Below are 24,048 nucleotides of genomic sequence, written 5' to 3' on the forward strand. Positions count from 1 at the left end.
ACCTCTCCAGCGGGGCAGCCGGTTCCCACGATCGATGACGCGATCCATCCGTTGACCAGAGGTCGCTCAACTCCATTCGAGCGGCGAGCACTTGTGGGATGGACCTCGGCACCCGTGATCCTGCCAGTCTCCACCAGCCCAGCGGGAGATCACATGCCGCAGGCGCCCTACCCGGTTTGCAATCGTCCGGCTACCGTCAGTTCTGAGGCGTGACCACGCACCTACTCGAATCGACGTGCGCAATCGTTGTCTCGCAGCGGGGGTGCCTTATGGCCACTGGTACGACGTCCGCACGACGCGGCTCTTGGAGGCGCGGCCTGACCGCCGACAACCGGCCACCCGCGGCGGAAGGCCGTAGCCAGCACGAGGAATGGCTGGGTCTGGTCACGATGGACGGCCCGTTCCTGGGAGTCCCCGCGCTGACCCGCGTATGGCCGCAACTCGATTCCCTGGACGGATCGTCGAGGCGCTCCTTACGGCTAGCGCACCGCGAGTGGCAGTCGAAGCCGAGCGTCTACCACGACGCGTGGATCGGCTACCTCCTGCGTGACCTGCTGGGCTGGGGGGACGCACTGTCTGAGGACCCTGCACTCCTGGGCAACCTTGCCCTGTCCGTTCCGGAGCACCAGGAGGCGGTCACTCCGTCGTTCGCCCTGATCCACCCGGACGCCTCCGATGCGTCCAGCCCCGCATCGGACGCGATTCCACTGCTGGGCCTCGCCTGCGCACCGAACGTGCTGCCGACGGGTCGACAGTCCGGCAGCACGTGGTCCGCCTCCCCGGCGGACCGGCTGGCTCGCCTTTGTCGCCACCACGACATCGGGCTCGGGCTGGTCGCGGCGGGCCGCTGGTGGACTCTCGTCTGGGCTCCCCGTGAGGCGGCAGCCACTTACGTCACTTTCGATACCGCGGACTGGGGATCGGCAGCCGACCGGACGACGGTACGGGCGTTCATCTCGCTACTCAACCGGCGTCGGTTCTTCTCCGTGCCGGACGACGAGACGCTGACGTTCCTCCTCAGCAATGCGGAGGATCGTGCGGAAGACCTCACCGAGTCCTTGGGCCAGCAGGTGAAGGAGGCCGTCGAGCTCTTGGTGGCCGCCATCGGCCGCGGGGACAGGGAGGCTCGCGAGGTCGGCCGTCCGGGGCTGGAGAAACAGTCCGCAGCCGAGGTCTACAAGGCCGCCCTCGCGACCCAGATGCGGATCCTCTTCGCGTGCTTCGCCGAGGAGAAGGGGCTGTTGCCCGCCGACAATCCCCTTTACGCGCGCTCTTATTCGGCGGGTGGGCTGTGCGCCGAGCTGGAAGCACAGGCCCGAGACACGAGTGAAGAGGACCTGGAGCAGAGCACGGCCTCATGGCACCGGCTTGTGGCGCTCTTCCACGCCATCTACCAGGGTGTAGATCACCCCGGCATGCGCATTTGTGGATACGACGGTTCCCTTTTCGACCCTGGCCGACATCCCTGGCTTGAACCAGGCGGCGGAGAGTCTCCATGGCCTGTGGACGACCGGACCGTGCTGCACATGCTTCGTTCCGTCCAGTACATCACCACCGGTCAAGGGCCATCCCAGGAGCGACGCAAGACTGCCTTCAGCCATCTGTCGCTCGGTGAAATCGGCCAGGTCTACGAGGGACTCCTTGAGTACGAGGGACAGCGCGCCGCCACCCCGGTCATCGGCCTAACGGGCAAGCCCGGCCAAGAGATTCAAGTAGAGCTCGCCGAAGTGGAGAGCCTTGCTGCTGAGACCGCTTGGGCAAGCGCCCCGCTCAGCGCGCTTGCCGCGTCGCTCTCCAGCGCGTACAAGAACTCCGGCATTGGCATGCCCAAGGCAGTAGAGCGTTCACTGCGTCCACTTGACGGGCATGAACGTCTCTTGGCTGAACGGAAGTTACTAGCTGCGACGGGTGGCGACGCCGCTCTCGCCGAGCGGCTCCGGCCCTTCTACGGCATCATCCGCAGCGATCTGCGTGGGCTCCCCGTCGTCATCCTTCCGGGCGGCCTATACGTCGGCAGGTCGTCGAAACGTAAGGCGACAGGCGCGCACTACACTCCCGAGTGGTTGGCTGCGGATGTCGTACGCAGCACGTTGGAGCCATTGGTCTATTTCCCCGGACCGCTGGAGACGGCCGACAGCCGGGCCTGGAAGCTCAAGTCCAGCGGCGACATTCTGAAGCTCAAGGTCGCTGACATCGCCTGTGGTTCAGGGGCGTTCCTCGTCGCGGCGTGTCGGTATCTGGCGGAGCGCCTGGTCGAAGCTCGGGCGATCGAGCAGCAGACGGAGGCAGCAGCGCGCATCCAGGAACAGTTCGACGCTGATGTCATTCGTCGGCACGAACCCTTTCGGGAACCGGAGGATAACGGGTTCGACCTGGTGATGATCCGGGCGCGCCGAGAAGTTGCAGAGCATTGTTTGTACGGCGTCGACATCAATCCGCTCGCCGTCGAGCTCGCCAAGTTTTCCCTGTGGTTGGACACGGTCGAGCCTGGGATGCCGTTCACGTTTCTGGATGACCGGCTGATCGACGGAGACGCGCTCGTAGGGATCTCATCCGCCGAACAGGTGGAGTACATGCACTTGCTGCCGGCGGCAGAGAATACGGTTCACCGCCGCTCCCCGGTCGATTACACGTCGACCATTTCGCAGCAGACTGGGATGGGTGCCTATATCCAGCATGCGACGGAGTTACGAAAAAGCATCATCGACATTCCCGGAACTTCACTCACAGCCCTCGAAAGCAAAAGGAGGGTACTGGAAGAAGCTGAACATTCCGTCGAACTCTTAGAGCTGTTCGGGGAGCTCATCGTAACCGCCTCCTTGGCAGAAGCCCAGCGTGGTGCTCCAGGCCTGGACACGGCCGCCATTGCGGCGGCTACTCGTCCGCACCAGTTGGGCAAGGTCCATGCAGAGGCTCAGGCGATCATCAAGAGCCGAGCAAGAGAAGACATAGCGCGGTGGCGCCGCGACGCAGGAATCGGTGACTCCGACGAATGGAAGCCTCTAAATTGGCCACACCGGTTCCCGGAAGTTTTCCATGGCGGCGGATTCGACGCGATAGTGGGGAATCCCCCGTACCTGGGCGGCAAGAAGCTTACCGGAATACTGGGGAGGGGGTATCGCGAGTATCTAGTTCATGTCCTGGGGCGTGGGGTTCGCGGGAATGCGGACCTAGCAGCGTACTTCCTTCTACGCATGCATGACCTACTGAACGACCGCGGGCAGACGGGGTTAATCGCCACGAACACTCTGGCGCAGGGGGACACACGGGAGGTTGGACTGGATCAACTCGTGGCAGACGGATTCGAAATCCGCCAGTCTGTGCAGAGCGCTCCCTGGCCATCTCGCAGCGCCGTACTGGAGTACTGCGCTGTATGGACAAGCCGGAGCAATGTAGCCGCAGGTGGGCTGCGACTCTCGGATGGAATACCGGTTAAGGGGATCACTTCATCACTGGACCCGGTTTCACGCGTCACCGGAACAGCGCATCGACTGAAAGAGAACAGAGGAATCGTGTTCCAGGGGACGTTGGTCCTCGGCACGGGATTCACCATGCAGCCAGAGGCAGCTCAAGCCTTGATCGCGAAAGACAAACGGTATCGAGAAGTGCTCTTCCCTTATCTTAACGGGCAGGATCTCAACTCGCGCCCCGACGGCTCGGCAAGCCGATGGATCATCAACTTCCACGACTGGAGCGAGCAGCAGGCCAAGCAATACCCCGAGGCATACGAACAGGTGCGTCGGCTGGTGAAGCCCGAGAGGGCTGCGAAGGACCCCCGCACGTACGCAGGCCTAATGGATCGATGGTGGCTCTACTGGCGGACTCGAGGGGATCTGCATCGAGCCATAACAGGCTTGGAACAGGTGCTCGTGATCACTCGCGTCAGTAAGGTCGTAATGCCCATGCTGGTACCAACTGGCCAAGTCATGAGCGAAGCAACAGTTGTTATCGCGACAGATGACACCGGGATGCTGGCGTTACTCAGCAGCGCGCCGCACTATTGGTGGGCAATCCGTCACTCCTCAACCATGAGGGGGGATCTCCGCTACACGCCTTCCTACGTGTTCGAGACCTTCCTACGGCCGAAGCTCACTCCAGAACTCCGACGCTTAGGCGACCAGCTGAACACCCGCCGTGGCCAGATCATGCTTGTACGAAGCGGACTCACTGCCACGTACAACCTCGTCCACGATAAGAGGTGCACGGACACGGACGTTACGGAACTGCGGGCCATCCACCGCGCCATCGACGAGGAAGTAGCCCGCGCCTACGGCTGGCACGATCTCCTCGACCAACTCGGCGGCCTCAACCACGGCTTCCACGACACCCGCCAAGGCCCCCGCTACACCGTCGGCTCCGTCGTTCGCCAGGAAATCCTCGACCGCCTCCTCGAAGAGAACCAGCGCCGCTACCAAGCCGAGGCCAACGCAGGCCTCCACCCCAGGCAAGAGTCTCTCCCCTTCGACGAGTCACCCCTCACGCATACGACGCCAACAACGCATCCAGCGTCCACACAGTCGCCGCAACCCCGGACGTCCGGGCAAGGTACCGGTCCCGCTCGATGAGGATGTTCAGGTCGCCGCAGCCGAGCTGATTGCAAGCGTGCTCGACCAGGCTGCTGCCCGTGCTGCCGCCCTCGATCAGTGCGCTGAGGTGGGCCGCGTCCCATTCCACCTCATTGAGGGCCCAGGGCGCGTTGCCCTCCACCACCGTGCGCAGGACGCCGGCGAACCGCTCCGCACACGTACGCCTCATCCGCCCGTCGGGCAACTGCGCGATGTGGTTTCCCGTCTCGATGACTGCGGTCACGGGGAGCAGCAGGTCGCAGTCTCGTGCCTCCCTCTTGCGACGCAGCTCTTCGATCACCTTCTCGCGGTCCTGGCACTTGCCTGGGACCTCAAGGAGATTGCAGAGAATCGACGTGTCGACGAATTCAACCCTGCGAGCCACGCCTCACCCGATCCCCAGAAGACGGTCGAACTCCGTGTAGTCGCGGTCCTGTTGCCCGCGGGCTTCCAGCCGTCCCTGCGTGATCACATCTCCCAGCCGTCCGGCCGCCATGGCCGCCGGATACCCATCAAGCTCGGTGAGCTTGGTGAGCCGGCTCGTGCCAGACTCCCTGTCCCGCCAGCACACCACGACCCCATCATGATCCGCGCTGTCGAGCGCCGACAGCAGGGCGGGGCTGTGGGTGGTGATGAGCACCTGCGTGTCGTTCTCCGCGCTCGCCTGCCGGACGAGTTGCAGCACTTCAGACGCCTGTGAGGGGTGCAGCCCGTTCTCCAGCTCCTCGACGACGAGCATGAGTGCACGTTCCGCACCGTCCCTGGCGCTCCCCGCACTCGACGAACCGAGGTCGAGCCCCCGCCCCCCGGTGAGGAGCGAGGTGGTGATGGCGAGGAAACGCAGCATCCCGTCGCTCATCTCCCGGGCTGGGGTCAGCCCCAACTCCCCCTCGTCCAGCGCCAGCATCACATCGCCCAGTTCGGACTTGGTGACCGCCAGCGTCTCGATGTCATGGTCGGCCAGACCGCGCAGCAACTGCACGAGCCGATCGAAGAGTTCAGGGCTTGTCCTCTGTACGTTGCCGATCGCGGCGGACAGGTTCTCGGCGGTACGGCGCAGGTGAACGTCCCGGGATGGGACGTACTGGCGCATGAGATGCGGCACGGGATCGAGGTGGAAGGCGCCGACCAGAGCCGACAGCACCGACTGAGCGATCCAGATGCAGTCGTGTTCGCCCTCCGTGTCACCCGCCAGGCGAAGCGGCAGTTGTGACGTGAGGAGGCGTGAGTTACGGAAGGGGCCGCTCGGGTTCCGGCCCGGCCTGCCGTTGTGCCAGGACGCCTGGATGTCACCGAGGTGCGGGCTCGGCGCACCGCTCACGAGTACGTCCTTGTGCCCGCTGACGGTGGGCCCGGACAGGCGCTCTTCGACGATCTGTACCTCCGGCTCCACCTGGATCGTCACATCCAGGTGGATCGGCCCGTACTCGGTACTCACGGTGCACCCGAGCGAGAACCTGTCCGATCCGTGCGGTACGCATCCGGCCAGCCCGCCGCGCACCGGTCCTGCGGGGCCGCGCCGGCTTTCCAGCGCCTCGGCGATGTCCTCGCCGCGCGCCAGGCGGGAGAGCACTTCGAGTCCGTCGAGCGCGTTCGACTTGCCGCTGCTGTTGCGTCCGATCAGCACGGTCAGCGGAGCGAGCCGGAAGGCCTCACCGCGGAAACTCTTGAACGCGGTCAGGCGAACCTCTTCGATGCCCTGGGCAGTCACACCGGCCAAGTTACCGCAGGCCATGCGCTGCGGCCTGGTCTGCACCGGGCCGGGCATCGGTCAGTTCCGCCCATACGGTCTTGGTGAGCTGGTCGTCCGCCCGCGTGCCCCAGTGGGTGGCCAGCGTGTCGACGATGAGCAGGCCTCGGCCGGTGGGTGCGTCGGGGGTGGTGGGCGTGAGGTCCTGCGGGGGCGGTGGGCGGCGGTCCGGGCGGGTGTCGGTGACTTCGATGCGGAGTTTGCACGGGTACGGGGTGCTGTCGAGCGCGCGGGCCAAGGCCAGGGTCAGGCGGAAGTCGCGGCCTGGGGTACGTCCGTGCGTGGTGGCGTTCGCGGCGAGCTCCGCGACTACGAGGGCGGCGCGGTCGGAGAGGTCGGTGCCGTGCGGGATGCCCCACTCGTCGAGCTGGTGGGTCGTGAGGCGGCGGGCGAGGCGAGCGCCTCTGTGGGTGGAGCTGAGCTGGATGGTGAAGTGGTGGACTGGTGGGACGAGTTGGGTGGTGAGGAAGGGGGTGGAGATCTGCTGATTCATGTCACTCAGCGTGGTCGGGTGCGCCTACCTTGAACAGTAATGATGCCGATACGGAGCGTAACTGTCGGGCTGTCCTGGCAGGTTGTCCGGGTTGTCGGGCGTGATTGCGCGCGGCGTGGAGTGGTGTCAGTTGTGTGCTCGGTGGTGACGGTACGGCCGGAGGTGGCTGGCATGGCGGGTACAGAGTCAGAGGAGACGAGCGACGGCACGGGAGGTTTGGAGGAGGAGCAGGACTGGGATGCGGGGATGTCCGAGGCCCTGGAGATGGTGGGGCGGCATGTACGGCGATGGCGGGAGCGGGCGGGGCTGACGCAGGCCGAGTTGGGGAGCGCGATCGGGTACACCGAGCATCAGGTGTCCGCCGTTGAGAGGGGGCGGCGAATTCCTAAGCCGGTGTTCCTCGACAAGGCGGATGAAGTACTGGGTGCGGAGGGCATGCTGGCGGAGTTCAAGGAGGACGTGGAGAAGGTTCGGTATCCGAAGAAAGTGCGGGACCTGGCTCGACTGGAGGACGATGCCATCGAGTTGGGTGCGTACGCCGCTCATCAGATCCACGGCCTACTCCAGACCAAGAGCTACGCCGAGGCGCTCTACGGGATGCACCGGCCGATGCTGGACGAGGACACCATCGAGCGGAACGTGGCCGCCCGCATGGCGCGGCAGGAGATCTTCAAACGGCGGCCCGCGCCCTTCCTGAGCTTCGTCCAGGACGAGGTAACACTGCGCCGCCCAGTCGGTGGCAGGATGGTGATGCGGGAGCAACTCGAACGACTGTTGGAGGTCGGGCAGTTGCGGAACGTGGAGATCCAGGTGATGCCAACGGACCGCGAAGACCATGCGGGGCTGAGCGGCGGCTCCTTCCGGCTGTTGGACCCCAAGAACGGCCACAAGGTGGCGCACGCAGAGGGAGCGCTGTTCAGCCGCGTGACTGCGGAACGAAGGGACGTCCATATCCTTGAGGCGCGCTACGGGATCATCCGGGCACAGGCTCTCTCGCCACGGGAGTCACTGGCGTTCATCGAGAAAATGCTGGGAGAGACATGACAACCAAACCCTCTGCCGACAGTGTCGCCGGACTGAAGTGGTTCAAGAGCAGCTACAGCAGCACCGACGGCCCCGACTGCATCGAGGTTGCGCCTACCGTCGGCACGATCCACGTACGCGACTCGAAGAACAAGCAGGGTGCGCATTTGGGCTTCGCCCCGCAGGGGTGGGTTGCATTCGTCGCGTATGTCCGTGAGGCGGGCTGAGCGGTACGGCACGTGACTGTGGCCCCGGTGGACAACTCGCCGGGGTCACAGTCTTGTTGAGGTGAGCTCAGAAGAGGCTCGGGGGCTCTTCGCCGGGAGGCTTGGGATGAGCGGCCTTCCTGGCCATGGCCGCAGTGGCCTTCTTGTCGTGCAGGCCCGCGTCGACCTCGACCTGGTAGCGACGCTGGTTCTCTTCGAGGAGGCGGTCGAGGATCTCCTGGCGGACGACCGGGCCGACGGTGTAACGAAGGCCTTGACGGGTGTCGTGGAAGCCGTGGTCCAGACCGCCGGGCTGGTCAAGGAGGTCGTGCCAGTCGTAAGCGCGGGCCACTTCCTCATCAATAGCACGGTGGATAGCGCGGAGTTCGGTGATGTCCGAGTCCGTGCAAGTCTCGTCGTGGACGCCGTTATAGGTGGCGGTGAGCCCGCCTCGGGCAAGGACAACCACTCGGCGCTCAGCGTCCAGCCGTGCGCCCAAAGTGCGGAGTATCTCGGTTCGCTCGGGCCGCGGAAAAGGAACAAAAGCATCCGAGGGGGTGAATCGAATGTCGCCCTTCAGGGACGCACACCATTGCACTGTCCACAGGTACTGCATCACGCTCGAATGCAATGCGAGATCAGCCGTGTCATCGGTAGCGAAGACAACCAACGATTGCGTGAGCACTTGTCCCGTCCGCACGAATACGGGAATCTGCGTGGAACTGCTCAGTGTGATCGCGAGCACGCGATCCAGGCCCTCGATTGCCTTCAGCATTGCCGGACGCTTCTCCGCGTACTGCCACCAATTGTCACGGTAGACCTTGCGGTTGTTCGCGGCCCTCTCTGACTTCACGAGTCGGCGTACCTGTTCGTAAGCAACTGGATACTGCTTGGCCTGCTCCTCATTCCAGTCATGGAAGTCAATCACCCAGCGGCTGGCCGAGCCGTCAGGCCGGGTATTCAGATCCTGTCCGTTGAGATACGGGAAGAGCACTTCTCTGTATCGCTCATCTTGCTTGATCAGGGCTTGGGCATCCTCCGACGCCATATTGAAACCCAATCCCAGGATGTACGAACCAATGAATGCGATTCCATGGTTCTCCGCCAACGGGTGCGCTGGCCCTGAAACACGCGACGCCGCGTCAAGGGAAGATGTGATCCCTCTCACCGGCACCCCATCCGCCAGCCGCAGGCCGCCTTCCGCGACGGCGGCCCGACTGGTCCACACCGCGCAGTATTCAAGCACCGCACTCCGCGAGGGCCACGGCGCACTCTTGACGGACTGTCGGACCGTCACCCCTTCTGCTACTAGCTGATCGAGCCCCACTTCCCTCGTATTCGCCTGGGCCAACGTATTCGTTGCGATCAGTCCCGTCTGCCCCTGCTCGTTCAGCAATTGATGCGCGCGCAACAGGAAGTACGCCACCAGATCCGCGCTCCCCCGTGCCCCACGCCCCAACTCCCCCACTAGATGTTCTCGATATACCTCTCCCAAGGCACCTGTGAGCTTCTGCCCACCCAGGAAAGGCGGATTCCCCACCACCGCATCGAACCCATCCCGCTCATCCCAAACCTCCGGGAAAACCAACGGCAAATGCACCGGCTCCCGATCAAACGCCCCCTCAGGCTGCCCCGTAGTCAGCCACCCCCGCGCCAACCTCTGCGCCCGCCGCAACTCCCCCGCAGCCAATTGCTCGTCATCCCCCGCATCAACCACCGCATGAGCCGCCGTAACCGCCTCAAACGCCATCCGATCCCGTTCCCTATCCCCCCGCCCAGCCCCCGCAAGAGCCGCCCCCACCACCAAATCCGCAAACACTCCTGCCTGCCGAGTCTTCTCCCGCACAGACGCCAGAATCGCCCGCTTCTCTCCCAGCCCCTCCAGCCCGACCCCCGGAATCCCCGCCAACTTCCTCCGCTCATCAGCGACTTCACGCACCAGCCGCCGAACACCCCCCGTAAAGTCAATCCCATCCCCATGAATCCGACGTCCCCGCGCCGGATCCAAATGCATAGCCTCCAGCTGCTCCACAGACGTGATCCCCAGCAGCGAGTCCCCTGCCACCAACCGGTCGTCCAAGAACGTAAAGGGCCGCTCCGGGTCCATCGACACCAGCCACAGCGACAGCTTCGCCATCTCCACAGCCATGGGGTTGATGTCGACCCCGTACAAACAATGCTCAATAACCTGCCGCCGTGCCTCGACCATCACCGGATCGGCCTCCGCGTCCACCGCAGAGGAAGAAAGCGACCCCGACGCCTCCAGATACGCAATAGCCCGCGCATCCTTCTCCCGAGCCCACGCCTCGACCAACGCATGAGCGAGGTACCGGCAAGCAGCCACCAGGAACGCCGCCGAGCCCATCGCGATGTCAGCGACCTTCAGCTTCAGCAGCTCGGTCGACGTCTTCGGCCGCCACAGCGAGCGGTCAGAGGTCGTCAGCGGCCCGTACTCAGCCTCGTACACCAGCGGCTCCAGCGCCCCGTCCGCCACCTTCTGCGCAAGAGACTTGGGCGTGTAGTGCGTGCCGGTGTTCTTCCGAAGTGCGGACTCCGTGACGTACAGCGCACCCGGCCTGATGACCACTGGCAGGTCACGCAGATCGCGCCGAAGGATCCCGTAGAACGGGAGCAGCCGCTCCGTCAACTCCGCGTCGCCACCCGTCGCGGCGAGCAGCTTCCTCCGCGCGGCCTCGCGTTCCGAATCACCCAGCGGAGCAAGCGACTTGGCGACCTTGGTCGCACTCCCGATCCCCGTCGTCTTGTTGTACTCCTCCGCCAGAAGCGCCCCCAGGTCCGCCGGCTCCCGGACACCGGCCGCCTTCGCCTCAAGCCAGGACAGCAGCACCTCCGCCTCAAGCCCCGGCTTGCCGACCAGCCCGACGACCGTGTCCTCGGCCCGCCGCCCCTGATAGGAGAGCAGGCCTTCATACACGTAACCGATCTGCTCGACGTCCAGCGTCCGGAACGTCAGCCGCCGTCGCTCCCGCTTCTTGCCTGTGCCGATCGAGACGTGCTGCACCGACTGGAGCATGTGAAGGACGGTCCGGTCGTCGATCGGCAGGGGATCGCTCGGGGCATCCTCGCCCGTTCCTCGCCCCTCCAGCCAGGAGTAGGCGTTGGGGTCGAAGATCGAGCCGTCGTACGCGTGCATGGTGAGCTTGGGATGCTCCACTCCCCCGTACACCGCGTTGAAGAGGGCGATGAGCCGGTGCCAGCCGGCCCTCGTCTGTTCTAGGTCCTCCTCGGTGGTCTCCCTGGCGCGCTGTTCCAGTTCCTCGGCGAGGCGGCTGGCCGAATACGCCTGCGTGTACAGCGCGTTGTCGCTCGGAAGCAGGCCGCGCTCCTCGGCGAACAGCAGGAACACCACCCGCATCATGATGGCGACCGCGCCCCGGTAGACCTCCTGCGCGGGGACGTCCGCGAGACCCCGGCCGCCCTTGGCGCGCTCGCTGATGTCGGCCCGGCCGACGGCTTCCACCAGGAGTTCGACGGCTTGACGGACCTGGACGCCGAGGGCGTCCGTCACGTCTTCCTGGCTGTCCAGCGACTCCCGCAGCAGCGGGAGCAGCATCTCGTCGTCACCGACGGAGAAGAAGCGGCGCCTGTTCAGGAGCGACACGAAGGCTCGTACGACCACGCGCTCGGCCTGCTCGGTCCAAGCCACCGTGTCGAAGACGGCCGACGTCGTGACACCACCGCGCGGCGCCCACACCAACGCCCACCAGCGACCGTCGGTGACCAGGCCCAGTTCGATGCCGTGGTGACGGCACAGATGCGCCATGCGGTCGATCGGGGTGGCCGACCAGGGTGAGTCCGGGATGCGGCGGGCCGGGTGCTGGCCAGCCGGAACCGTCAGGCCGAGCATCGAAACGTCGGCCACCAGCGAGACCGTGTCGTCTCCATCGCTCTCCGGGTCGAGCAGCGCGAAGGTCGGGGCGACCCTCTCGTCGTGCTCCGGGACGTCTACAGCGAGGGCGTCGGTCAGTGCCGCGCCCTCCCTCAACACGTCGCCCCAGCCCAGGAGTTCGCTCAGGAGGAAGTGAATCCACGCCTCCTGCCCCACCTCCTGATCGGACAGCCAGACACCATGCTCGTACCGCAGCTGCGTACGCATAGGCTTGTCGATCGAGTCGAGTTGCGGCCAGATCTTCAGCAGCACGGGCAGCGTCAGAAACGGTCCCGATACGTCGACCAGGCTCAGCCAGTCCAGATGCTGCTGCTTGCCGTCGGGCAGCGGCGCCCCGCTGCGGGCGCGTCCGCGGCCGTGGATCGTACGGACGGTGGTGCTCACTTCACGGCCTCCCGGCGGGGAACGACAAAGACGACGGCGACGGGGAACAGCAGCGGTTTGGGCTGGGCGTAGCGCGCGGCGATGGAGGCGAACTCGCGTTCTTTCTCGGTCTCCAGGGCATCGAGCCGCTTCGCCCAGTTCTCGCGGTCGCGGCGCTGCTGGTCGGCCTCGTCGAAGGCGAGCTCCAACTGGCCTTCCTCTTCGGTCGGTTTACCGATGGCGGCGCGCAGCGAGGCGCGGAAGGCGTCGATGTTGGCGGCGATGCGCTCCGTCTCCTCACGGCGACGGTTTTCGAGACGGCCCTCCAGCGCGGTCTGGCGGTTGCGAGCGCGCCATTCCAGGGAGGAGACCACACCCTCGCTCACCTGGGGCCAGGCGTCGGCCATACGGCGCTCAAGGAGTGTGGACGCCTTGGTGGCGTTGGCGAGTGCGTTGTCGAGGATCTCGCGCAACGTGGTGATCTTTTCAAGGCGGTTGAAGCGGAGCGGGCCGCCTGACGTCTCGTCGTCGCGGAGCCAGCCGCCTGCCTGGAGGACCTCTTCGTGGAGGCGTACACCGTCCGCGCCGACCAGAACGAAGCGGGCGAAGGCTCCTACGAGGGTGGTCTCCAGCTCCGGGTGGTCGCTGACGACGGCGGCCACGCGGGCAAGGCCTGTCTGGTCCTTGTTCCATACGGCCGCTCGAAGCAGGCGCGTGGACATGGTGACCAGAGGGTGACCGAGGTGAGCGAGGACCACGTCGTCGCGGCCTTTGGCGCCTTGTGCGTCGAACGTGATGGGGCGCTGGATCTCCGGACGCAGCTTGTCCGCGAGTCCCTGACTGGCGCGCTCCCAGGAGCCGGTGAGCGTGGGGACTTCGTAGAAGCCGGGAGTGAATTCCCGTTCGTCGATGGTCGGGGTGATGTTCTGCTGGCGGGCGAGCGGAAGAGCTGTGGAAACCACGCGGGCGACCCTCGCCGGCGTGATGCCGAGCGTGCTCACGGTGGCGTCGACCTGGTCCTTCAGCCGCTGCGCCTGTGCCTGGACATCGCGCTCGGCGGTCACATTGCCGCCGCGCTTGGCCTTGCGGCCCGCGTACGCCTCAGCCCGCTCGACATCGAAGTCGGCGCGGAGGTCGCCGGTCATCCTGCGCTGTACGGCATCGGCGAGGACCGCGTTGACCTTGCCGAGGTCCTCTTCCATGCGTGCGACCTTGTTGGCGACGCGGGCGAGGAATTCGAGGTCGGCCTCGTAGTTGTCAGCTGCCTTCTCGTAGCCGCTGCCGATGAAGTGGACGATCTCAGGGGCGGTGAGCTGGCCGTAGCGGTCGATGCGGCCGATGCGTTGTTCCAGCTTGTTGGGGTTGAACGGGATGTCGTAGTTGACCAGGCGGTGGCAGTACCGCTGGAGGTCGATGCCTTCGCTGGCGGCGTCGGTGGCGAGGAGGATGCGTACCTCGTTCTCGGCGGGCTCGGCCTGGAAGGCGAGGCGCAGCTGCTCGCGGTCGTCGGTGTTCATGCCACCGTGCAGGAGGGATACTCGGTCGCCGCCGAGTCCGTGGTCACGCAGCAGGTTCTGGAGCCAGATCTGGGTGTCTCGGTATTCCGTGAAGACCACTACGCGTTCGTTGAGCCAGTGCTTGCCGTCCGCTGTCAGGCAGTTGGCCTTGAGATAGGTGATGAGTTCCTGGGCCTTGGAGTCGGCCTGGGCCTGGTGGCGCTGTGCCCAGTCCTGCATCTCCTCAAGGAGGCCGGCCTCGTCACTGTCGGTGCTCGGCTGAAGCGTGGTGGCACGGGAGATGGCGTCATCCTCGGCTTCGGCGAGCGGCTCGTCGTCGTAGTCCGCGTAGTCGTCGAAGAAGGTCTCCTGCCAGTCCTCGATCTCCTCGGCTGCCTGCTGCTTCTTCGTGCGGAGCGTGTGGAGGTATACGGCGATGGTGCGGGCGAAGGCGTCCGGGGATGAGAACAGTCGCTTCTTCAGGAGCAGGGTGACCAGGTCGGCCGCCTTGCGGCCGCCCTTGTAGCGGGTGCCGAGCTTGGCGCGGCGCAGCTGGGCGTACTGCTTCAGGAGGCCGTGGATGCGGCGTTCGTCGTCGGTGTACTCGACGGGCAGGGCGACCGTCGTGCGCTCCAGGAAGCGGCGGGTGCCGTCCGGCTCGCGGATGTCGGTTTTGAGGCGACGTACGACTGTGTCCTTGACCGCTGCCGGGTCGGGCTCGACGCCACGGGCGAAACGCTGACTGTCGACGATCTCCAGTAGGGCGGTGTACGACTCCTGGTAGCCGTTGTGCGGGGTGGCCGACAGGAACAGCCGGTGCTCGAAGTGCGGCGCGAGGCGGCGGATCAGCTTGGTCTGCTGGGAGTCGACGGGGTAGAGCTGCTTGGGTGCGGAGGGCGCGACGTGGTGCGCTTCGTCGAGGATGAGCAGGTCGAAGATGCGCTTCGTGGGGGTCGCCGCGTCGGTGTTCTCGGCCGGGAGTATTTCGGCGAGCAGGCGCTGCGCCTTGGGGCCGCGCAGCCAAGGCAGGCTGACGATGCACTGCGGGAAGATGTTGAAGGGGTTAGCCGCGCTGCCGTGACTGCGGCGTACTTCGGCGCTGCGCTCGGAGTCGATGATCGTGAAGTCCAGGCCGAACTTCTCGGCCATCTCATCCCGCCACTTCACGGTCAGGCCGGCCGGGCAGACAATCATGATCTTGTGGGCACGATTGCGCAGGATCAGCTCCAGGGCGACGAGGCCCGCCTCGATGGTCTTGCCGAGGCCGACGTCGTCGGCGAGGAGCAGGTTCACGCGCGGTGCGGCGACAGCGCGTGATACAGGTTCCAGCTGGTACGGCTCTACGGCGACACCGGAGCGGAACGGCGCCTGGAGCGTGCGTACGTCCGCGGAGGTCACGGCCGACCAGCGGACCGCGTCGAGGAAGGCGGCGAGGCGTTCGGGCGGGTCGAAGCTGCCTGCGGTCACATCAGGGAGGGAGCCGGCGGGCAGCCTGCGCCGCCCCGGCTCGACCTCCCAGATGACCGAGAGGGTGTCGTTGTAGCGCCCGTCCTCGACGCTGTTGAGGGTGACCAGCGTGGTGCCCCTGCTGGCGCCGTCGTCCAACTTCTCCAACTCACCGAGGTCCACGTCGGCCACCACCCAGCGCTGGCCCCGTACCTCGACGAGGTCGCTGATCTCGGGGACTGCCGTCGGGTCCTGGGCGTCACCACGGCGGCGGACCGCTCGCTGCGCCACTCCCGCCAGGTCGGTGGTCGAGGAAGTCGTCATCGGCTCTCCGCGCTCCTTACGCCGCTCTGGCCTGGTTTTGCGTCGGCCTGGGCGAATCCCGTCAAAGACAGCAATTCAAACACGCACTCGGTCAGGGCCCCGGCGCTCCCTGCCCGGCGCCGAATCACTGCGCCTACTGTGGCACCGCCTCATACAGGCGGTACAGGTTTCGTCACAGCACGTCGAAGCCGGACAAGTTGATCAGCTCGTGGAAGTTTCCGCGCCGGGTGAGATCGCCCTCGATCTTCAGGTCGCGCCGGGTGCGATGGGCGTCAGTCGCCCGGTCGTAGTCCTCTTCCGTGAGGTGCAGGTGGATTTGGCGCTGCTGGCCGACGAGATCTCCGTTCTCCTGCATCAGCCGTCCCTCTACCGTGACCTCACCTGGCCCGAAGTTGGCGACACGCTTGAGCTTGGTCGGACGACCCACGATGGTCACGCCTCGGTCCGGTTCCAGACGCCGCAGGTCCTGGGCACCTTCCCGCAACACGGGCACGAGGCGTTGAGGGAATTCCGCGACTGAGCTCTCGTACGGCACCGGCCATCGTGGCGACCAGGCGAAGTCGAGCGAGAACCCGTGGCCGGTCTGGCGATTGCCGTTCCCTGCCTGAGGATTACGGCTGTCCTGCCCGCCGATTCCGGCCAGAGCCTCACACAGGTCGGCGGAAATTCCTTGCTCCACGCCGTCAGAGAAGGGGGAGGAGTCATCTGCCACCGCCGCTTGCTCGGCCGCCGTACGTGCCGCTGTCACCGCCTCGTACATCCGGCGTGACACCTGGCGGGCGAACGGCTCCGGTGCCACGTCCAGTTCGGGGACATCCTCGAAGAGCGACCCCTCCGATGTGGCTTCGGGCAGGGGTACTTGGACCGTGAAGATGTAGCTTCCTGGAGCGGTGGGGCCGAACCGTGCGCTCTCCACGAACTCCTTCGCTCTCTGCGGCTTGCGTCGCGGCTGCACAAGGCGGTGTTCCTCCGCGACGGTGTCGCAGGCCGCGGCCATCAGCAGATCCCGAGCGCTGGTCACCGCCAGCACACCGTCCTGTACGGGGATCGTGCCCGACGGTGTGCGTGGCATGGTCCTGATGTACTGCACGTCGAGGCTGGTCAGCGTCAGGTCCTGATGAACGACAGACGGCGGCCGCCCCTCCGTGGCGGACAGCGCACCGATCAGATCCGCCATCCGGTCTGCGTAGTCGGCGAGTTCACTGTCCAGAGGGAGGAGCACACGGTGATGCTGCCCTCCTCGTTCCAGCTCCCAGCGGCGGCTGTAGCGGATCCTGCTGCCCGGTTTCCATCCCCTGCTGCGTAGGTAGTGCGCCACATCCCTCGGGCGCAGGCGCTCCAACTCGTGCTCGGGCACTCCGACTGCTGTCATGGCAGGGGCACCTCCTCGCACGCACGGTCGAAGAAATCGCGCAAAGCGTCGACTGTGAGCAGATTGTCGCGCGGCACAGTGACAGTGAGGGTCTTCTGCCCCTGCTGGACCGGCATGGAATGGTGCTCCAAGGACAACCAGTACGCCGAGTGGTGCAGGATCAGGGCTCGTTCATCAGTGCGGATGTACTCGTGTGGATTAGCAGGGACCACCACCATCACCAGGTAGCACGGAACCTGTCTACGACCCCGCAGCCTCTTGAACTGTTCGATCGGGAGGGGGATCTTGAAGCCCGAGTCGGTGGAAGTGAACTCACCGACTCGACGGGACTTCACCTGGAGGGCGATTTGGACATCCAGTTCCGGCATCTCGTGGTCCCGGCCGAGGATGAGGTCCTTGCCGATGTCCGGGTAGGGAACGGCTACTTGGAAGCCGGCCGCGGCGGCTATGGCCGCCACGAACGTCTCCCCGTACCAGCCCTGGTGGTTGTTGAGCTCCATGCGCCCCCGCGCTCCGGTCGCAGGCCACCCGTCACGCGCCTACGCCCGGAGTGACACATCGTTCACTGTCCGCGCAGGTTACTCGAGCAACGATCTTCCAGAAAGGCCGAGTTCCGGCCAGCCCCCGAGGTGTCAAACCGTGGCGGATCCGTCATCGTCCGGCATCGGCCGTCGAGCCTCCGCCAAGGCCACTGTGTGGACGAACCATTCCAGGACGGCGCAGATCTCGTCGCTGCGGGCGGCGAAGACCTCCACTGGGAAGGAGGGACGCAGGTCCAGCTTTGCCTCAGCGAGATCGATCCCGTCGATCTTGTTCAACCTGGCCATCAACTCACGCCGCAGAGGCTCGTCGTCGAAGGGTGGGCGCCGCTTAAGGTGCTCAAAGACAGTCTCGACCGTGCCCGTGACCGGATAGATCGCCAGCGGCCACAGCTTCCGCGATTCCAGCGCGTTGCCGACATCGAGAGTCGGGAAGCAACTTGTCTCGCTTGCCTTGCCGTAGGCGCGATAGCCTCCCTGCTGCTCCCAGAACCGCAGCGCGTCTCCTACCCCTTTGACAGTCTCCGGCGTCTGGTTGTCACGCAGTTGGGCTTCGAAACGAGCAGCGGCTGCCTGCTGTTCCTCGTCCAGATCGTGAGTCGGCAAGATGTCGCCAGCGACCTCCTTGCCGAGAAGAGTGGCCAGGTCCGCGCTGGTCAGCCGATGAGACCGACGAGCGCGACGCGAATCGTCGAAAGGAACGCCTTCGGCTTCCAGGAGAGTCTGCGGGTCCACTGACTGGTCACCTGCGGCCCAGTGAAAGCCCTCCGAGACACGGCCATCGGCTGTCAGGACTCGGTGAACACCATGCAATCCCGGCTTGGACGCCAAGTGACTTCCCACTGCTACGGCATGGGTACCGATCAGCGCGGCGACGTCCCCGTATGTCGTCCACGTCCCCGCAGGCATGGCCAGGAGCGCGGCCCTCAGCTCCTTCCAGCCGACCCACTCGTCGTCGGCATGGACCATGCCCTCGATGGGTCCGGGCCACAACTGCACTGCTCGTGCGGCTAGTTCATCAGCGCGGGCGAGGATTTCCGTCCTGCCCCACCGCTCCTGCGCGGCGATTCCCTGGTTCATACGCAGGGCGCTGGAGTCGAGGATCTCCTGCTTGCGCCGGAAGGGGTGGTTCGAGAGCCGTGCATTGTCCGCGGAGAGCGTGAGGTTGCCCAGCGTGTGAACGAGCAGCGCATGCAGTTCATCGGAGCTCTGACCGTCCTCGGCTTCCTCGGCGAGCAGTTCGAACCATTGCTGAGCGGGGCTCTGCGGCAGCACGTGCTCCACCGTGAGTTTCGCCTTGACGTAGTCGACAGGCTCGCTCGAACGGTAGCTCTCCTCCAGTCTGCGGAGCACCTGGGACCGCTGGTTGCTCCGGCCGAACTTGTAGAACGGCCGGGTGCGAATCGCCTCACGCACAGCCTCGTCTCCTGGCCAGGCCCGCGCCCCCGTCTTGTTCCTCGACAGGAACCGACGGACGGCTTCCGCCGGGGAGCCGTCCTTGCCCAACTCTTTCTCCAGCTCTCTGGGCAGCTCCATGAAGACTCGGTTGCTGCCGGTCGTAGAGAGCCCGGCGAACAGGCGTCGCACCATGTAACTTTCGGCGTACGCCAACGCCAGTGCCGCCTCGTGCGCTGTGGCTTGACCAGCGTCGACCAGGTCAAGCAGATGCAGGGCGAGGGGATAGTGAGTCTGACCGCCCCACCGTGTGAGTCTGTCCAGTACTTCGCGCAGTTCCAGGTCGCCTTCAAGGTCGGGCTCCAGAATCCGCTTCAGTCGTCCGGCCCGCTGGGCAAGCGTGTCGATCTCTACTTGTAGCGCTGTCTCATTGCCACTCAACGGCTCCAGACGCTTCTTCTGGTCACGGTAGACCTCGCTCTGCTTGGCCCGGCTGTTACCGCCCACCACCAGGTCGAGCCAGACCAGTAGTTCGAGATTCTCCGGGCCGAGTTGCTCCTGCATGGGCAGCCAAAGGTTGCGGTACACCGACTCGCCGCGACTCGGCAGACACATGAAGAGGTAGTTGCGCAGCAGGTCGCTCTGGCTCAGGCCCACGCCTGTGTTGTTGATCGACTCGAAAATCCGGTAGACGTTGTCGCCCTCGGCCGCGGTGATCTCGACGATGGACAGCAGGCCGCTCAGCACTGTCTCCACAGCGTCTGTCCATGCCTCACCACCGCTCTCCTCACCTGCGGCGAGCGCCCCAAGGAAGAATCGGTACGCGCCGCCGACATTTCCCGGTCCGCCGGCTTTCGGCGAGGATTCCACACAGGCGGTGAAGGCATCCCGATCGGCCTGCGTCGGAAGCAGGCGGTAGTGATCGTCCCCATCCCGGTAGCTGTTGACCAACAGGAGGTCGTGGATCCGGGCGGCCTTCTTGTCCGCACCCCGGGCCCGATGGCCGTCCCTCAAGGCCGTGAAGGCGAGCATCAGCGTGGTGAGCCGCTGCTGACCGTCGACAACGAGCCAGCGCTGCATGCCACCCGCGGTGATCCTTCCGGGCGCCAGCACCACAGAGCCCAAGAAGTGAGCGGTAGGCGGCCTTCCCTCCAACTGGTCCTCAACCAGCTCCAGTACGTCGTCCCACAGTTGTTGCAGCTCGTCCCGCTGCCAGCTGTAGGTGCGCTGGTAGAGCGGAACCTGGAACTGCTTCTCGCCCTGAACGAGCTTGCTGAACGTGGTCTCTTGAGCATGCACGCGCTTGTTCTCCCCCCGAGTGTTCCGGACCAGGTGGCCATTCTTCCCCATCCGGGTACGGTGATCAGGAGAACTGACGGACCGCAGAGCGGGGGCGCTGATGGCGACGCTGGGAATCCACAAGGACTTCCTGATGGAGTTCGCCAAGTTGGAAAAACCAGTCCAAAGGCGCGTCCGTGAAGTGTTCGATAAATTCCAGGAGCACCGGCACGCCGGTCTGCATCTCGAAAAACTGGAGAAGGCACGCGACCCTCGCATCCGGACCATCCGGATCAACCAGTTCATGCGTGGTGTCGTCCTCGCCCCCGAGTCCGGCGACAGCTTCCTGCTGCTCAAAGTGATGCCGCACGACGACGCCATTGCCTGGGCGGTCAAACACCGCGCCACCATCAATTCAGCCACTCAGGGCATCGAGCTTCGTAACGACGTCGCCCTGGAGCGGGCGACCGCCGGCGTACGGAGTCTCGCCTCGACCGACACCCAGCGGCTCTTCGGACACGTCAGCGACAAGGAGTTGACCCGCCTGGGGGTCGACGTCGACCTCCTGCCTCTCTTAAGGCATCTGGGCACGGAGGCACATCTGGAAGCGCTGCGGAAGGTCCTGCCCGAGCAGCAGTACGACGTTCTGGCCGGTCTCGCCGCCGGTATGGAGCCGGAAGACGTATGGCGAGAAGTGGTCCAGGTACAGCTGGAGCACGCTGGGCCCAGCGTCTCCCAACAGATCAGTGTCGTCGCGGGTAAGGACGAGTCGAGCGCGCCGAAGATTCACGACGAATTGTCTGTCGCGATGGCCCGTTCGCAAGGACGAATCGCTCTCGTCTCCGGACCCACCGAGTTGATGGAGATTCTGGCCAAGCCCTTCGACGCATGGCGGGTGTTCCTCCACCCGAGCCAGCGACGTGTGGCCTACCGGTCCTCGTACAACGGACCCGCACGCGTCACAGGCGGTCCCGGGACGGGAAAGACAGTGGTCGCCCTTCACCGCGCGCTGCACCTGGCACGACAGTTACCGAGTGACGCCACGGACGAGTCGATCCTGCTGACCACCTACACGCGGGATCTCGCCGCAGACCTCCGCCACAGCCTTGAACTACTGATCCCCGATGCTCAATTGCGCGCCAGGATCCGCGTCGTCAACGTAGACGCGCTGGCCAACGAAATCGTGCGAGCGGCTCGCAAAGCCCCACTGAAGATCGTCACAGGTCAACGAGACGTCACAGCACGCTGGGCACGCATTGCCCGTCGCCTCGGCATCGACTTCACCGATGCGTTCCTCGACCAGGAGTGGCGGCACGTCGTGCTCGCGCAGAACCTGCGATCGCCCGAGGCGTATCTCAAAGCCTCCCGTAGCGGACGCGGTGCCGCACTAGGGCCTCTGAAACGTGCACAGGTGTGGCGAGCGATCGAAGCCTTCACCACTGAGTTGCGCCAGGCCGACGAGTGGACCTTCCTCCAGGTGTGCGCGGAAGCTGCTCGTCTCCTCGACGAGCAGGGAGAACCGCGTCGCTACCGGCATGTGGTGATCGATGAAGCGCAGGACCTTCACCCGTCGCAGTGGCGGCTGCTGCGAGCTCTGGTCCCATCAGGGCCGGACGATCTGTTCATCGCGGGCGACGCCTACCAGCGGATCTACGGAAACAAGGTGTCACTCCGAAGCCTTGGAATCTCAGTGACCGGACGCTCGGCTCGTCTACGCATCAACTACCGCACCACCCAAGAAATCCTGGCCTGGTCCACTGCCCTCCTCATAGGAGAGCGCGTCGACGATATGGACGGCGGAGACGAGGCCCTCATCGGATATAGATCCACACTCCACGGCGCAACGCCACAGACCAGCGGCGCTGACAGCAAACCCGAGGAGATCGCAGGCCTGGTGGCCCAGATCGATGATTGGGTCAAAGCTGGCGTGGCACCGGACGAAGTAGGAGTCGCCGTACGCTTCATCCAGCTAGGCAAGGACATCGCGCAAGCTCTGCGGCAAGCGGGGGTACCGGCCACTGTTCTCGGCACGTCATCAACGACAAGTGACGGGATCCGCATCGGAACGATGCACCGCATGAAGGGCCTGGAGTTCCGGTGCATGGCTGTCGCCGGGGTCAGTGACGGCGTCGTCCCCATGCGCAACGCGGTCACAGCGGAAGAGATCGATGCTCAGCAGTACCAAGAAGACATGCTGAGTGAGTTGAGCCTGCTGTTCGTCGCTTGTACCCGGGCACGTGAGGCGCTGCGTGTTTCGTGGCACGGTGAACGTAGCCCATTCCTGCCAGCAGCTGGTGCCAGGTGACCGCCCATCCTGTCAGGCAAAGCGCCTCAAAACAGAGGGCGTGAGCATGGTGCGCGATGGATCGTAAGGATTGTTCTCTCATCTGCGGTCCTCCAGGAGAAGGCCGAGGTGAAGTCTTCATGCAAGCCAATGCCCAAGGCCTGCATAGTGGGGGCGTGGTAAAGGGCCCCAACCAGGCCATACGGCCGGGTCAGAGCCCTGATGACAGACGAGTCGGGCTATACGCCGGGTTCTGTCGCCCGGCTGCCTCGCGGCGGCCGGGGAGACGGCCATCCATCTAGGGCCGGCGTTGCCGCCGGCCTCGTGCGGTCTACCCGCGGACTCGGGCGGGCAGCCCTCGAACGTCCGCGCAGAGCCGCACTTCTTTCGAAGCGGCGGCTCCTTTTGACCTTGCTCCGGGTGGGGTTTACCTAGCCGCCTGAGTCGCCTCAGGCGCTGGTGGTCTCTTACACCACCGTTTCACCCTTACCGGGGACCGAAGTCCCAGGCGGTCTGTTTTCTGTGGCACTGTCCCGCGGGTCACCCCGGGTGGCCGTTAGCCATCACCCTGCCCTGTGGAGCCCGGACGTTCCTCGGGGAGATCCACAAGAACCTCCACGCGGCCGTCCGCCCGGCTCGTCTGCCGTGTCGACCATGGTACCGGGCGGGTGACCCCATTCGATCCGGAAGCCGGTCCGGAAGCCGCCGCGGCCAGGAAGGAACCCGCCAGGATCAGGGCGAAGGACACCGCGACCGTCGCGGTCAGGGACTCGTCCAGGAAGGTCACGCCCGCCGCCACCGCCACCGCCGGGTTGACGTACGTGAAGACCATCGCCCGGGTCGCGCCCGCCTCGCGGATCAGTTCGAGGAAGACGACGAAGGCGAGGGCCGTGCAGATGACTCCCAGGCCCGCGAGGGAGGCCAACACGGACGCCGAGGGGGCCTCGGACGGCCAGGTCAGCGCCGCCGCGGGGGCGTACACCAGGGCCGCGAGCAGCAGGCACGGGGCTATCAGCTGGAGCGTCGGGACCGGCTCCAGGTAGTGCGCGACGATCAGGGGCGCCGTGGCGTAGCCGAGGACCGTGATCAGCATCTCCGCGAGGGAGCGGGCGTCGCCGCCGGTGAGGTGCGGGACGGTCAGGACCGCGACGCCGGCCAGGCCCAGGCCGAGGCCGGTGATCCGCCGGGTGCCGAGCCGTTCCGTGTCACCGAAGAAGCGGGCGAGGACGACGCCGATGATCGGTACGCCCGCGATCAGCAGGCCCGCCGTGGAGCTGGACAGGTGGCGCTCCGCGTCCGTCAGGGTCCACCACGGGCCGATGATCTCGATGACGGCGAAGGCCAGCATCGGGCGCCAGTGCGTCCGTACGACGCGGACCAGGCCCCCTTGCCGTATGGCGAAGGGCAGCAGGAGCGCGGCACCTAGCGCGCAGCGCGTGAAGACGACCATCGACGGGGACACCCCGTCCACCGCCACTTTGATCATCAGGTAGGGGATGCCCCAGAGGACTCCCATCAGGGAGAAGAGAAGCCAGCCGCGTGCAGTCATGGGAGCAGTCTCGGCGGGGGCAACGGGCCTGTCTTGAACACTGTTGCGCGAGCGG

General features: G+C 65.4%; 12 protein-coding genes, 1 other RNA gene and 1 pseudogene. 4 read left to right on the top strand and 10 right to left on the bottom strand.

The genetic code is table 11. The features are described from left to right. Nucleotides 1–389 precede the first annotated feature (389 nt). Entirely contained in the window at nt 390–4,565 is a 4,176-nt protein-coding gene (locus ACIPC1_RS02145) for an Eco57I restriction-modification methylase domain-containing protein (protein WP_402512498.1), read from the top strand. Here the strand turns inward: ACIPC1_RS02145 and ACIPC1_RS02150 are convergent. From ACIPC1_RS02150 to ACIPC1_RS02160, 3 genes are read right to left on the bottom strand one after another with little or no spacing between them, the layout of a single operon-like run. Beyond that, a complete protein-coding gene (locus ACIPC1_RS02150; RefSeq protein ID WP_402512500.1) occupies nt 4,477–4,950 on the bottom strand; it encodes a hypothetical protein in 474 nt (157 codons plus the stop codon). The two genes, ACIPC1_RS02145 and ACIPC1_RS02150, sit on opposite strands and share 89 nt — an antisense overlap. Nucleotides 4,951–4,953: 3 nt before the next feature. After that, complete coding sequence (locus ACIPC1_RS02155) at nt 4,954–6,276, bottom strand: AAA family ATPase (RefSeq protein ID WP_402512502.1); 1,323 nt, start codon at nt 6,274–6,276, stop codon at nt 4,954–4,956. A 10-nt stretch (nt 6,277–6,286) separates the two neighbouring features. Then, complete coding sequence (locus ACIPC1_RS02160) at nt 6,287–6,808, bottom strand: ATP-binding protein (protein ID WP_402512504.1); 522 nt, start codon at nt 6,806–6,808, stop codon at nt 6,287–6,289. A 171-nt stretch (nt 6,809–6,979) separates the two neighbouring features. Between ACIPC1_RS02160 and ACIPC1_RS02165 the strand changes: the two genes are divergently transcribed. After that, the gene (locus ACIPC1_RS02165; RefSeq protein WP_402512505.1) at nt 6,980–7,852 is read left to right on the top strand and encodes a helix-turn-helix domain-containing protein; all 873 of its coding nucleotides are present in this window, start codon (nt 6,980–6,982) and stop codon (nt 7,850–7,852) included. Then, nucleotides 7,849–8,058 (top strand): DUF397 domain-containing protein, encoded by a 210-nt coding sequence (locus ACIPC1_RS02170; protein ID WP_402512507.1) that lies wholly within the window; start codon nt 7,849–7,851, stop codon nt 8,056–8,058. The genes ACIPC1_RS02165 and ACIPC1_RS02170 overlap by 4 nt, the downstream gene beginning before the upstream one ends. A gap of 67 nt (nt 8,059–8,125) precedes the next feature. Here ACIPC1_RS02170 and ACIPC1_RS02175 read toward each other — a convergent pair whose 3' ends face one another. From ACIPC1_RS02175 to ACIPC1_RS02195, 5 genes are all read right to left on the bottom strand, one after another. Next, nucleotides 8,126–12,331, bottom strand: a complete 4,206-nt coding sequence (locus ACIPC1_RS02175; RefSeq protein WP_402512509.1) for an Eco57I restriction-modification methylase domain-containing protein — start codon at nt 12,329–12,331, stop codon at nt 8,126–8,128. Beyond that, the gene (drmD, locus tag ACIPC1_RS02180) at nt 12,328–15,576 is read right to left on the bottom strand and encodes a DISARM system SNF2-like helicase DrmD (RefSeq protein ID WP_402512511.1); all 3,249 of its coding nucleotides are present in this window, start codon (nt 15,574–15,576) and stop codon (nt 12,328–12,330) included. The genes ACIPC1_RS02175 and drmD overlap by 4 nt, the downstream gene beginning before the upstream one ends. A gap of 172 nt (nt 15,577–15,748) precedes the next feature. Then, complete coding sequence (locus ACIPC1_RS02185; RefSeq protein ID WP_402512513.1) at nt 15,749–16,948, bottom strand: hypothetical protein; 1,200 nt, start codon at nt 16,946–16,948, stop codon at nt 15,749–15,751. Then, on the bottom strand, nt 16,945–17,448 hold the full coding sequence (locus tag ACIPC1_RS02190; RefSeq protein WP_402512514.1) for a DUF4365 domain-containing protein: 504 nt from the start codon (nt 17,446–17,448) through the stop codon (nt 16,945–16,947). The genes ACIPC1_RS02185 and ACIPC1_RS02190 overlap by 4 nt, the downstream gene beginning before the upstream one ends. A 132-nt stretch (nt 17,449–17,580) precedes the next feature. Next, a complete protein-coding gene (locus tag ACIPC1_RS02195) occupies nt 17,581–20,181 on the bottom strand; it encodes a DUF262 domain-containing protein (RefSeq protein ID WP_402512516.1) in 2,601 nt (866 codons plus the stop codon). A 100-nt stretch (nt 20,182–20,281) separates the two neighbouring features. Here ACIPC1_RS02195 and ACIPC1_RS02200 point away from each other — a divergent pair, with 100 nt between their 5' ends. Further along, on the top strand, nt 20,282–22,465 hold the full coding sequence (locus ACIPC1_RS02200) for a UvrD-helicase domain-containing protein (RefSeq protein ID WP_402512518.1): 2,184 nt from the start codon (nt 20,282–20,284) through the stop codon (nt 22,463–22,465). A gap of 205 nt (nt 22,466–22,670) precedes the next feature. On the opposite strand, the gene rnpB is transcribed toward ACIPC1_RS02200, so the two are convergent. Both rnpB and ACIPC1_RS02210 read right to left on the bottom strand, forming a co-directional pair. Beyond that, nucleotides 22,671–23,083: RNase P RNA component class A (rnpB, locus tag ACIPC1_RS02205), an RNA gene on the bottom strand. A gap of 130 nt (nt 23,084–23,213) precedes the next feature. Further along, nucleotides 23,214–23,993, bottom strand: a pseudogene (locus tag ACIPC1_RS02210) (DMT family transporter); the annotation flags it as partial. Nucleotides 23,994–24,048 lie beyond the last annotated feature (55 nt).

The sequence above is a fragment of the Streptomyces sp. NPDC087263 genome, assembly GCF_044744645.1.
Lineage (GTDB): Bacteria > Actinomycetota > Actinomycetes > Streptomycetales > Streptomycetaceae > Streptomyces.

Coding starts and splice junctions, on each gene's coding strand:
- ACIPC1_RS02145 (WP_402512498.1), top strand. CDS start 390: ATGGACGGCCCGTTCCTGGGAGTCCCCGCGCTGACCCGCGTATGGCCG.
- ACIPC1_RS02160 (WP_402512504.1), bottom strand. CDS start 6,808: ATGAATCAGCAGATCTCCACCCCCTTCCTCACCACCCAACTCGTCCCA.
- ACIPC1_RS02165 (WP_402512505.1), top strand. CDS start 6,980: ATGGCGGGTACAGAGTCAGAGGAGACGAGCGACGGCACGGGAGGTTTG.
- ACIPC1_RS02170 (WP_402512507.1), top strand. CDS start 7,849: ATGACAACCAAACCCTCTGCCGACAGTGTCGCCGGACTGAAGTGGTTC.
- drmD (WP_402512511.1), bottom strand. CDS start 15,576: ATGACGACTTCCTCGACCACCGACCTGGCGGGAGTGGCGCAGCGAGCG.
- ACIPC1_RS02185 (WP_402512513.1), bottom strand. CDS start 16,948: ATGACAGCAGTCGGAGTGCCCGAGCACGAGTTGGAGCGCCTGCGCCCG.
- ACIPC1_RS02190 (WP_402512514.1), bottom strand. CDS start 17,448: ATGGAGCTCAACAACCACCAGGGCTGGTACGGGGAGACGTTCGTGGCG.
- ACIPC1_RS02200 (WP_402512518.1), top strand. CDS start 20,282: ATGGCGACGCTGGGAATCCACAAGGACTTCCTGATGGAGTTCGCCAAG.